General features: G+C 44.6%; 9 protein-coding genes. All 9 read right to left on the reverse strand.

The annotated features are described in order from the left end of the window. Positions 1 to 271 precede the first annotated feature (271 nt). A complete protein-coding gene (gene rpoC, locus ACFI6G_RS16075; RefSeq protein WP_010435544.1) occupies positions 272 to 4474 on the reverse strand; it encodes a DNA-directed RNA polymerase subunit beta' in 4203 nt (1400 codons plus the stop codon). Between the two features lie 86 nt (positions 4475 to 4560). Next, on the reverse strand, positions 4561 to 8589 hold the full coding sequence (rpoB, locus tag ACFI6G_RS16080) for a DNA-directed RNA polymerase subunit beta (protein ID WP_010435546.1): 4029 nt from the start codon (positions 8587 to 8589) through the stop codon (positions 4561 to 4563). Between the two features lie 234 nt (positions 8590 to 8823). Then, on the reverse strand, positions 8824 to 9189 hold the full coding sequence (rplL, locus tag ACFI6G_RS16085; protein ID WP_010435548.1) for a 50S ribosomal protein L7/L12: 366 nt from the start codon (positions 9187 to 9189) through the stop codon (positions 8824 to 8826). A 57-nt stretch (positions 9190 to 9246) separates the two neighbouring features. Then, positions 9247 to 9741, reverse strand: coding sequence for a 50S ribosomal protein L10 (gene rplJ, locus ACFI6G_RS16090; protein ID WP_010435550.1), 495 nt, complete (start codon positions 9739 to 9741; stop codon positions 9247 to 9249). A 244-nt stretch (positions 9742 to 9985) separates the two neighbouring features. Continuing rightward, positions 9986 to 10690: a 50S ribosomal protein L1 gene (gene rplA, locus ACFI6G_RS16095; protein WP_010435553.1), complete on the reverse strand. Its 705-nt coding sequence runs from the start codon at positions 10688 to 10690 to the stop codon at positions 9986 to 9988. A 4-nt stretch (positions 10691 to 10694) separates the two neighbouring features. Further along, complete coding sequence (gene rplK / locus ACFI6G_RS16100) at positions 10695 to 11123, reverse strand: 50S ribosomal protein L11 (RefSeq protein WP_010435555.1); 429 nt, start codon at positions 11121 to 11123, stop codon at positions 10695 to 10697. A 213-nt stretch (positions 11124 to 11336) separates the two neighbouring features. Continuing rightward, the gene (gene nusG, locus ACFI6G_RS16105) at positions 11337 to 11885 is read right to left on the reverse strand and encodes a transcription termination/antitermination protein NusG (RefSeq protein WP_010435556.1); all 549 of its coding nucleotides are present in this window, start codon (positions 11883 to 11885) and stop codon (positions 11337 to 11339) included. Between the two features lie 13 nt (positions 11886 to 11898). Continuing rightward, on the reverse strand, positions 11899 to 12276 hold the full coding sequence (gene secE, locus ACFI6G_RS16110; protein WP_010435558.1) for a preprotein translocase subunit SecE: 378 nt from the start codon (positions 12274 to 12276) through the stop codon (positions 11899 to 11901). Between the two features lie 223 nt (positions 12277 to 12499). Next, the coding region (locus ACFI6G_RS16115; RefSeq protein WP_462710354.1) for an EF-Tu C-terminal domain-related protein at positions 12500 to 12659 on the reverse strand (160 nt) is incomplete at its 5' end.

Below are 12659 nucleotides of genomic sequence, written 5' to 3' on the forward strand. Positions count from 1 at the left end.
CGATACTGGACAAAACTACATTCCAAAATCAGCATCCACCAGCCAACGCTCGATAACTGAGTTAGAGTTTTTGATTGTAAAATAACTACTTATCAAAAAAATTCGCCTTGTTCTCAAATCTTTTTCCTGCGCTATTTCTGATCATTTACTTACTGTGATTGGTATTAAAGAGTTAAGACTGCTCGCAGTCGCCATGATTCACTTATATTTCAGATACAAAAAAGGCACCCGAAGGTGCCTTTTTTTATCTCTTAGAGACTACTCGTAGAGCTTACTCTTCTGAAGAGAAACCAGCATTTAGAAGTGCTGCTAGATTGTCAGTAGCTTGTTCAGCTGAAGGACCTTCTTGCTCTTCTTCACGTTGCTTTTGACGCTCTTGGTGGTATGCGAAACCAGTACCAGCTGGGATCAGACGACCAACAATTACATTCTCTTTCAGGCCGCGAAGGTCATCACGCTTACCAGAAACCGCAGCTTCTGTTAGTACGCGAGTCGTTTCTTGGAACGATGCAGCTGAGATGAATGACTCAGTTGCAAGAGATGCTTTAGTAATACCTAGTAGATCACGTTCGAAACGTACTAGTTCTTTACCTTCAGCTTCTAGTTTACGGTTAGCAATCTTAACATTGTGGTACTCAACTTGTTCGCCAGGTAGGAACTGAGAGTCACCAGAATGGGTGATTGTACACTTACGTAGCATTTGACGAACGATAGTCTCAATGTGCTTATCGTTAATCTTAACGCCTTGTAAACGGTAAACTTCTTGAACTTCGTTCGCGATGTACTGAGTCACAGCGTGGATACCACGTAGACGCAGGATATCGTGTGGAGTTTCAGGACCGTCGGCGATTACATCACCACGTTCAATTTTCTCACCTTCAAACACGTTCAATTGACGATGCTTAGGAATCATCTCTTCGTAAGCGTCACCGCCTTCACGAGTGATCACTAGACGACGCTTACCTTTCGTTTCTTTACCGAAAGACACAGTACCTGTGTGCTCAGCAAGAATCGCAGGCTCTTTAGGCTTACGAGCTTCGAATAGGTCAGCTACGCGTGGTAGACCACCAGTGATATCTTTGTTTCCGCTCGATTTTTGAGGGATACGAGATAGTGTGTCACCAATGCCAACTTCAGCGCCATCTTCGATGTTTACAATCGCTTTACCAGGTAGGAAGTAGTGAGCTGGCATATCTGTACCAGGGATCATTACGTCGTTACCTTGCTCATCAACAAGTTTGATAGCTGGACGCATATCTTTACCCGCTGCTGGGCGAGCTGCTGCGTCTGTTACTTCACTTGAAGAAAGACCCGTTAGATCGTCAGTTTGACGAGAAACTGTAATACCATCGATCATATCTACGAATTGGATACGACCTGCCACTTCAGTGATGATTGGCATAGTATGCGCTTCCCAGTTAGCTACAACTTCACCAGCAGTAACTGCTGCGTTGTCGCCTTTGGTTAGCATCGAACCGTAAGGAAGTTTGTGCTTCTCTTTAGTACGGCCGAATTCATCAATAATCGTCATCTCAGATGCACGAGAAGTGATAACCAGTTTCTTATCTTTGTTCACTACGAACTTAGCATTGTGAAGTTTCACAGTACCAGTTGTCTTAGCTTGGATGCTGTTCTCTGCCGCAGCAGTAGATGCCGCACCACCGATGTGGAACGTACGCATCGTTAGCTGTGTACCCGGTTCACCGATAGATTGTGCAGCGATAACACCAACTGCTTCACCTTGGTTTACTAGGTGGCCACGTGCTAGGTCACGACCGTAACACTGTGCACAACAACCGAAGTCTGCATCACAGGTAACAACTGAGCGCACTTTCATGCTATCTACAGAGTTGTCTTCCATGATTTGACACCACTTCTCATCAATCAGAGTATTACGTGGAATCAGTACATCTTCAGTACCAGGCTTAAGAACATCTTCAGCAACTACACGACCAAGAGCAAGCTCAGAAAGTGCAACTTTAACGTCACCACCTTCGATGTGAGGCATCATGTCGATACCTTCATGCGTGCCACAGTCATGTTCGTGTACTACAACGTCTTGTGCTACGTCTACTAGACGACGAGTTAGGTAACCCGAGTTAGCTGTTTTCAGTGCTGTATCCGCAAGACCCTTACGAGCACCGTGCGTTGAGATAAAGTACTGAAGGACGTTTAGACCTTCTTTAAAGTTCGCTGTGATCGGCGTTTCGATGATTGAACCATCTGGACGCGCCATCAGACCACGCATACCTGCAAGCTGACGAATCTGAGCTGCAGAACCACGTGCGCCCGAGTCGGCCATCATGTAGATGCTGTTAAACGATTCTTGCTGTTCTTCTTCGCCATCACGGTTGATAACTGTTTCAGAAGATAGGTTATCCATCATTGCTTTCGCAACGCGGTCATTCGTAGATGCCCAGATATCGATAACTTTGTTGTAACGCTCACCCGCAGTAACAAGACCAGATTGGAATTGCTCTTGGATTTCACGAACTTCTTCTTCAGCAGATTCAATTTCATCGTATTTCGCTTGAGGTACAACCATATCGTCGATACCAACAGAAACACCTGAAAGTGCAGCGTATGCAAAACCTGCGTACATGATTTGGTCAGCGAATACTACTGTATCTTTAAGACCAAGCTTACGGTAACACTCGTTTAGTAGGTTAGAAATTTGCTTCTTACCTAGCTTCTGGTTAACGATGCTGTACGGTAGGCCAGCTGGAACGATTTGCCATAGCATTGCACGGCCGACAGTTGTATCAACCATCTTCGTTTCAGTAGTGCTGTTACCATCTTCATCTACTACAGTCTCAGTGATACGTACTTTAACACGAGCGTGTAGCTCAGCAGTCTTAGTACGGTATGCCTTTTCAGCCTCAGCAGGGCCAGCAAGGTACATACCTTCACCTTTCACGTTGATCTTGTCACGTGTCATGTAGTAAAGACCCAATACAACGTCCTGAGAAGGTACGATGATAGGATCACCTGACGCTGGCGACAGAATGTTATTCGTCGACATCATCAGAGTACGAGCTTCAAGCTGTGCTTCTAGAGTTAGAGGCACGTGTACCGCCATTTGGTCACCATCGAAGTCGGCGTTGTATGCCGCACACACTAGTGGGTGAAGCTGAATCGCTTTACCTTCGATTAGTACTGGTTCAAACGCTTGGATACCTAGACGGTGAAGTGTAGGTGCACGGTTAAGCAGTACTGGGTGTTCGCGGATTACTTCGTCTAGGATATCCCAAACGATAGCTTCTTCGCGCTCTACCATCTTCTTAGCAGCTTTAATTGTCGTAGCCATACCACGAGTTTCTAGCTTGCTGTAGATGAACGGCTTAAATAGCTCAAGTGCCATCTTCTTAGGAAGACCACACTGATGTAGACGAAGGTATGGACCTACTGTGATTACAGAACGGCCAGAGTAGTCTACACGTTTACCAAGAAGGTTCTGACGGAAACGACCTTGTTTACCCTTGATCATATCAGCAAGAGATTTCAGAGGACGCTTGTTAGAACCCGTGATCGCACGACCGCGACGACCGTTATCTAGAAGGGCATCAACAGACTCTTGCAGCATACGTTTTTCGTTACGTACGATGATGTCTGGAGCCGCTAGCTCTAGAAGACGCTTCAAACGGTTGTTACGGTTAATCACACGACGGTAAAGGTCGTTAAGATCTGAAGTCGCAAAACGACCGCCATCTAGAGGTACTAGAGGACGTAGATCTGGTGGTAGCACTGGAAGCACAGTTAGGATCATCCACTCAGGCTTGTTACCTGATGAGATGAACGCTTCAACTAGCTTCAAACGCTTAGTAACTTTCTTACGCTTAGTTTCAGAGTTAGTCGTTTCTAACTCTTCGCGCATTTCTTCCACTTCTTGATGAAGGTCCATTGTTGAAAGCAGATCTTTGATCGCTTCAGCACCCATCTTAGCAGTGAATTCGTCACCCCACTCTTCTAGACGATCTAGATACTCTTCTTCAGTAAGCATCTGAGATTTTTCTAGATCAGTCATACCCGGTTCAGTTACTACGTACATTTCGAAGTAAAGAACACGTTCGATATCACGTAGAGGGATATCCATTAGTAGACCGATACGAGACGGTAGTGATTTTAGGAACCAGATGTGAGCAACTGGTGAAGCTAGTTCGATGTGGCCCATGCGGTCACGACGAACTTTAGTTTGTGTAACTTCAACGCCACACTTCTCACAGATAACACCACGGTGCTTCAGGCGCTTGTATTTGCCACAAAGACATTCGTAGTCTTTAACTGGACCAAAAATACGTGCACAGAACAGACCATCACGTTCAGGTTTGAACGTACGATAGTTAATTGTTTCTGGCTTTTTAACTTCACCAAAAGACCACGAACGAATCGTGTCTGGTGAAGATAGACCGATTTTGATTGCATCAAATTCTTCGGTCTTATGCTGTGCTTTTAGAAAGTTTAATAAGTCTTTCACGTTCAGCTCCTGTAAGGAGTTAAAGGAGCTCACCGACTAAAGTGAGCCCCCTTTACCAAGTAATCCAATCTTTTTAAAAAGAGGGATTACTCTTCGTCTTCTAGCTCGATGTTGATACCTAGCGAGCGAATCTCTTTCAACAGTACGTTGAACGACTCTGGCATACCAGGTTCCATGCTATGGTTACCGTCTACGATGTTCTTATACATCTTAGTACGGCCGTTAACGTCATCCGACTTAACTGTTAGCATTTCTTGTAGAGTATATGCAGCACCGTATGCTTCTAGTGCCCATACTTCCATCTCACCGAAACGCTGACCACCGAACTGAGCTTTACCACCAAGTGGTTGCTGAGTTACTAGGCTGTAAGAACCAGTTGAACGAGCATGCATCTTGTCATCAACCAAGTGGTTCAGTTTCAGCATGTACATGTAACCAACAGTTACAGGACGCTCAAACGAATCACCAGTACGACCATCAAACAGTTTAAGCTGACCAGATTCTGGCAGATCACCCAGTTTTAATAGCTCTTTGATTAGAGACTCAGAAGCACCGTCGAACACAGGGGTAGCAATCGGTAGACCGCCACGTAAGTTCTTAATCAGTGTACGAACTTGATCATCAGACAGTTCAGCAATATCAACTTTCTGACGAGTATCACCAAGATCATAAACCTTCTGTAGGAACTCACGGAACTTATGCAGCTCTTGTTGTTCTTTAACCATTTGGTTGATCTTGTCACCGATACCTTTCGCAGCCAAACCTAAGTGTACTTCTAGGATCTGACCGATGTTCATACGCGATGGTACACCCAGTGGGTTAAGTACGATGTCTACAGGCTGACCTTTCTCATCGTATGGCATGTCTTCAACAGGGTTAATCTTAGAGATTACACCTTTGTTACCGTGACGACCGGCCATCTTATCACCAGGCTGGATACGACGTTTAACCGCTAGGTAAACTTTCACAATCTTAAGAACGCCAGGCGCTAGATCATCACCTTGAGTGATTTTACGACGCTTAGTTTCAAACTTCTTATCGAAGTCAGCTTTTAGCTCATCCCACTGCTCAGCAAGTTGCTCAAGCTGTGTTTGTAGCGCATCGTCTTCTAGAACTTGCTCTAGCCATTGCTTACGACCGATAGTATCAAGCTTAGCTTCAGAGTAACCACCAGACAGAAGTACAGCTTTAACACGGTTAAGAAGGCCGCCCTCGAGAATTTGGAACTCTTCAGTTAGGTCTTTCTTAGCTTCTTTAAGCTGCATCTGTTCGATTTCAAGTGCACGTTTGTCTTTCTCTACGCCATCGCGAGTGAAGACTTGTACATCGATGATAGTACCTGAAACAGAGTTTGGTACACGTAGAGAAGTATCTTTAACATCAGATGCTTTCTCACCGAAGATAGCACGTAGTAGCTTCTCTTCAGGAGTCAGTTGAGTTTCACCTTTAGGGGTTACTTTACCAACTAGGATGTCGCCACCCTTAACTTCAGCACCAATGTAAACGATACCTGACTCGTCTAGTTTAGACAGAGCAGACTCACCTACGTTTGGAATATCAGCTGTGATCTCTTCAGAACCCAGCTTAGTATCACGAGCCACACAAGATAGTTCTTGAATGTGGATTGTCGTGAAACGGTCTTCTTGAACTACGCGCTCAGATACTAAGATCGAGTCTTCGAAGTTGTAACCGTTCCAAGGCATAAATGCGATACGCATGTTTTGGCCAAGAGCAAGTTCACCAAGGTCAGTTGAAGGACCATCAGCAAGAACATCGCCGCGTGCAACTGGTTCACCAGGAAGTACAGTTGGACGTTGGTTAATACATGTGTTTTGGTTCGAACGCGTGTACTTAGTTAGGTTGTAGATATCGATACCAGCTTCGCCAGGTACCAATTCATCTTCGTTAACCTTAACTACGATACGAGAAGCGTCAACAGACTGAACTTGACCACCACGTTTAGCAACCGCTGTAACACCAGAGTCAACTGCGATGTTACGTTCGATACCAGTACCTACTAGAGGCTTATCAGCCTTAAGTGTTGGTACCGCTTGGCGTTGCATGTTGGCACCCATCAATGCACGGTTCGCATCATCGTGTTCTAGGAACGGGATAAGCGAAGCAGCGATAGATACTACTTGGTTTGTCGCAACGTCCATGTAGTCAACGTGATCGCGTGGGTGAAGACCAGATTCACCTTTTTGACGAGCAGTGATTAGCTCATCTGCAAACGTAGATTCTTCAGTAAGAACCGTGTTCGCCTGTGCGATAACGAATTGACCTTCCTGGATTGCAGACAGGTAATCAACTTCTTCTGTTACAACACCATCTACTACACGACGGTACGGAGTTTCTAGGAAACCGTAATCGTTACAACGTGCAAACGCAGATAGCGAGTTAATCAGACCGATGTTTGGACCTTCAGGCGTTTCGATCGGACATAGACGACCGTAGTGAGTTACGTGAACGTCACGTACTTCGAAGCCTGCGCGCTCACGAGTAAGACCACCAGGACCTAAAGCAGAGATACGACGTTTGTGCGTAACTTCTGACAATGGGTTGTTTTGGTCCATAAACTGTGAAAGCTGTGAAGAGCCAAAGAATTCTTTAACTGCAGCAGAGATCGGCTTAGCGTTGATAAGGTCTTGAGGCATAATTGCGTCAAGATCACCAAGACTTAGACGTTCTTTAACGGCACGTTCTACACGAACTAAACCAACACGGAATTGGTTTTCTGCCATTTCACCTACAGAACGGATACGACGGTTACCAAGGTGGTCGATATCGTCCACTTCGCCTTTACCGTTACGGATGCCGATCAGTTTTTTCATCACTTCAATGATGTCTGATTCATCCAGAGTACCGCGCTCTTCTTCTTCTTCACGCTCGATAGAGCTGTTGAACTTCATACGGCCTACAGTTGATAGGTCGTAACGATCTTCAGAGAAGAATAGGCTTTCGAACAATGATTCTGCAGCTTCTTTCGTTGGTGGCTCGCCAGGACGCATCATGCGGTAGATTTCTACCAATGCAGAAATGCGATCTACTGTGCTATCTGCACGTAGAGTGTCTGACATGAATGGACCATGGTCTAGGTCATTCGTGAACAGAACTTCTAGAGTCTTGTGACCTGCTTGAGATAAGTTAGCAAGAGCCTCTAGGCTGATCTCTTGGTTTGCACCAACAATTATCTCGCCAGTTGCTTCGTTGATGTAATCTTTCGCAGCAATCTTTTCAACGATGTACTCTACTGGTACTTCGATGTGCTCAACGCCATCTTTTTCAAGTTGACGGATGTGGCGAGCAGTAACACGACGACCAGTCTCAACGTAAGTTTTACCATTTGCTTCGATGTCGAATGACGCAGTTTCACCACGTAGACGATCAGGGACCAACTCCATAAGTAGAGTTTGGTCTTTCACTTCGAAGTTCACCTTGTCGAAGAACAGATCTAAGATCTCTTCTGTCGATTTACCAAGTGCACGAAGAATAATCGATGCAGGTAGTTTACGACGACGGTCGATACGTACGAATAAGTTATCCTTAGGATCGAACTCAAAGTCTAACCATGAGCCACGGTAAGGAATTACACGTGCGTTATAAAGAACTTTACCTGATGAGTGGGTCTTACCCTTATCACTGTCGAAGAACACGCCTGGGCTTCGGTGCAGCTGGGATACGATAACCCTCTCGGTACCATTAATTACGAAAGTACCATTGTCTGTCATAAGCGGAATTTCGCCCATGTAGACTTCTTGTTCTTTAATGTCTTTTACAGTACCTGCTGGTGCATCTCGATCAAAGATAACTAAACGTAGTTTTACGCGTAGTGGCTTTGAGTAAGTAACACCGCGGATTTGACATTCTTTAACGTCAAAAACTGGCTCACCAAGACGGTAGCTAACGTATTGCAGCTCAGAATTGCCGTTGTAGCTCTGAATTGGAAATACAGAACGGAAAGCAGCTTCAAGACCGTATTGACCTTCTGGATCCTGTTCGATGAATTTATCGAAAGAATCAAGCTGGATCGATAACAGGTATGGAATGTCCAAAACTTGTGGACGAGTACCAAAATCCTTACGGATGCGCTTTTTCTCGGTATAAGAGTAAACCATGGGGTTCCTCAGCTCGCTGATAAGTGACCCAAACCACCCAAAACACTCTTCAGAGGGGGCGGTGACAAACAGCTGTTTACTGTAGTGAACAATCATTTCGAAAAAATGACTGTTTTTTTGCTCGGATTATGACGGTTAAACAGCGGAAAATTCGTCATAGCCCTACAGCGCAAAAAGGCCGGTGGTTAATTAACCACCAGCCATTAGCCTTGCGGCTAAGAAATTAAGTAATAATTACTTGATTTCAACAGAAGCGCCAGCTTCTTCTAGCTGTGCTTTAAGAGCTTCAGCTTCAGCTTTGTCAACGCCTTCTTTAAGCGCTGCAGGAGCTGAGTCTACAAGACCTTTAGCTTCTTTAAGACCTAGGCCAGTTGCGCCACGTACAGCTTTGATAACTTGTACTTTGTTAGCGCCAGCAGCAGTAAGGATAACGTCGAATTCAGTTTGCTCAGCAGCAGCTTCAGCAGAAGCACCACCAGCTACAACTGCAGCAGCAGCAGTAACACCGAATTTCTCTTCCATAGCTTCGATAAGCTCAACAACTTGCATTACAGACATTTCTGCAACTGCGTCTAGGATTTGCTCGTTAGTAATAGACATAACAATTCTCTTTTAAGTCAACAATAAGTTTAAATAGCAACCAGTGAAAAGCAAGGCTTATGCCGCAGCTTCTTCTTTTTGGTCGCGAACAGCAGCGATAGTACGAACCAGCTTGCCAGCAGAAGCTTCTTTCATGCACATCATTAGGCGTGCGATAGCTTCGTCGTAAGTTGGTAGTGTCGCTAGTACTTCAGCATCAGTAACTGCGCCTTCAAATGCAGCAGCTTTGATCTCGAAATCTTTATTCTCTTTAGCGAAGTCTTTGAAAAGACGCGCTGCAGCACCTGGGTGCTCATTAGAGAATGCGATCAGAGTTGGACCAGTGAAAGTGTCTACTAGACACTCGTAGTCTGTACCCTGAACCGCACGGCGTGCTAGTGTGTTACGAACAACTTTCATGTAAACACCCGCTTCGCGAGCTTGTTTACGTAGAGAAGTCATTGCGCCAACTTCAACGCCACGAGAATCAGCTACAACTGCAGAAAGTGCACCACTGGCAGCTTCGTTGACTTCAGCAACAATTGCTTTTTTGTCTTGAAGATTTAAAGCCATTTGGATTAACCTCTGGTTGTGATTACAGCACTCAGTACAAAATGTATTGAGCGTTTACGATGTTATTTAAAAGCAAATAAATTCACTTCAAACAACAACATCGCCTACGTAGGTTTTATTAAGCTTCATCTTAAAAAGATTTAGCGCCTACGGTCTTGGGATAGATGATTTTGAATTGCTTCAAAAACCACCCAACCACAAATATTAGGCGCAGAATTATACACTAAATCTGCGCCTAAGCAAATTAGTTTGCTTGAGTATCAAGGCTAGCTTGATCAACAGCAACACCAGCACCCATCGTAGTAGAGATGCTTACTTTCTTCAGGAAAGTACCTTTCGCTGAAGAAGGTTTAGCTTTCTTAAGAGCAACTAGAAGAGCTTCTAGGTTCTCTTGAAGCTGGTTAGCTTCGAAAGATGCTTTACCGATAGTAGTGTGGATGATGCCGTTCTTGTCGTTACGGTAACGAACCTGACCAGCTTTAGCGTTTTTAACCGCTTCAGCAACGTTAGGAGTTACAGTACCAACTTTAGGGTTTGGCATTAGACCGCGTGGACCTAGGATTGTACCTAGTTGACCAACAACGCGCATTGCATCAGGAGAAGCAACAACAACGTCAAAGTCCATTACGCCTTTTTTCACTTGCTCAGCAAGATCTTCCATACCAACGATATCTGCGCCAGCTTCTTTAGCTGCTTCTGCGTTTGCACCTTGAGTGAACACAGCAACGCGGATTTCACGGCCAGTACCGTGAGGTAGCACAGTTGCGCCACGTACGTTTTGGTCAGATTTACGAGCATCGATGCCTAGATTAACAGCAACATCTACAGACTCAACGAATTTAGCAGTAGCTAGTTCTTTAAGAAGAGCAACAGCTTCGTTGATTTCGTATTCTTTAGTTGAGTCAACTTTGTCGCGGATTACGCGCATACGCTTAGTAAGTTTTGCCATGATCTTATCCCTCTACCACTAGGCCCATTGAACGAGCAGTACCAGCAATAGAACGCTTCATTGCTTCGATGTCAGCGCCAGTCATATCAGCAGCTTTAGTTTCTGCGATTTCCTGAACTTGAGCGTCAGTTACAGTACCAACTTTCTCAGTGTTTGGACGACCTGAACCAGACTTAACGCCAGCAGCTTTCTTAAGAAGAACAGCAGCAGGTGGAGTCTTAGTTACGAACGTGAAAGAACGGTCATTGTAAACAGTAATAACTACTGGAGTAGGTAGACCTTTCTCAACAGATTCTGTTTTTGCGTTGAACGCTTTACAGAATTCCATGATGTTCACGCCGTGTTGACCTAGAGCAGGACCAACCGGTGGACTTGGGTTTGCCATACCAGCTGCAACTTGCAGTTTGATATAAGCTTCAACTTTCTTAGCCATGATATTTCCTAATATTTTGGGTACGTGCGCTAACCGTAAGGCAAGCTCCCCATAAATTAAATTAACTCTTTTTTACTTCCGAAGAAGCAAAAAGGCGCGAAATTATAATCATAATTCGCGCCTTTAACAACCCTAAAAAGGTGATTTTTTATACTCTTTTATTTTGAACAGCTTATGAAGTATTTATCCACAGCTTGATCAAAGGTTCGAGTATTAGTCCAGTTTTTCAACCTGACCGAATTCAAGCTCAACCGGTGTTGCACGACCAAAGATCGATACAGATACCTTAATGCGGCTTTTCTCGTAATCTACTTCTTCAACAGTACCGTTAAAGTCAGCAAATGGACCATCGTTCACACGAACCACTTCACCCGCTTCGAACATTGTCTTAGGACGTGGAGACTCGCTCGCTTTCTCTAGACGGTTCAAGATAGCATCAGCTTCTTTATCAGTGATTGGTGCAGGACGATCAGAGGTACCACCAATGAAGCCCATAACACGCGGAATGCTGCGTACTAAGTGCCATGATTCATCATTCATGATCATTTGAACTAATACGTAGCCAGGGAAGAACTTACGTTCACTTTTACGGCGTTGACCTGCACGCATTTCCACTACTTCTTCAGTAGGTACTAGCACATCGCCAAATAGTTCTTCCATGTTGTGCATTTTAATATGCTCGCGTAGCGACTGTGCAACACGACCTTCAAAGCCAGAAAAGGCTTGAACTACATACCAACGTTTTTTTGGAGCTTCACTCATGAATCAGAACCCTCTACACCCCAGTTGCTAGAGAAACTAGACGGACCATAATGCCGTCAATTCCCCAAAGCACTAGAGACATAACAATACATACAGCTAAAACGATCAATGTAGTTTGCATAGTTTCTTGGCGAGTAGGCCAAACAACTTTACGAATCTCCATACGAGATTCTTTTGCAAAATCGATCGCAGCTTTACCTTTAGTTGTTGTTGCTGCAACGCCTAGTGCGGCAGCAATCAGCACAACTACACCTGCAGCGCGAATTACAACAGACAATTCACCATACAGGTAATTACCCACAACAGCAGCAGCCAACAGAACAAAAGCGACGATCCACTTCATTGTATCTGCTGCACCTGAGCTATCAGGAGTTTCAGCGTTTGCTTTCATAAAACCAACCTGTGATAAGTCTTAAATATAGACGACAATAACCCCGCTGTTGCAGGGCACATTCCTTTGCGTTGCAAAACAACACATCTAACAGTCATTTTAGTCAAAAAGACCGTTTAATTCTTTGCTAATAGCGAAAATCGATGTCAAAACATCCAACTCTTTTTTCAGCGCAGAAAAAGGGCATCAAATGATGCCCTTTTTACTAGTGGTTCGTCAAATCTTATGCAAAGATTTTAGCTACAACACCAGCACCAACTGTACGGCCACCTTCGCGGATTGCGAAACGTAGACCTTCGTCCATTGCGATTGGAGCGATTAGCTCAACAGTCATTTGAACGTTATCACCTGGCATTACCATTTCTACGCCTTCAGGTAGAGTA

Source organism: Vibrio sp. PSi01 (genome assembly GCF_054960695.1).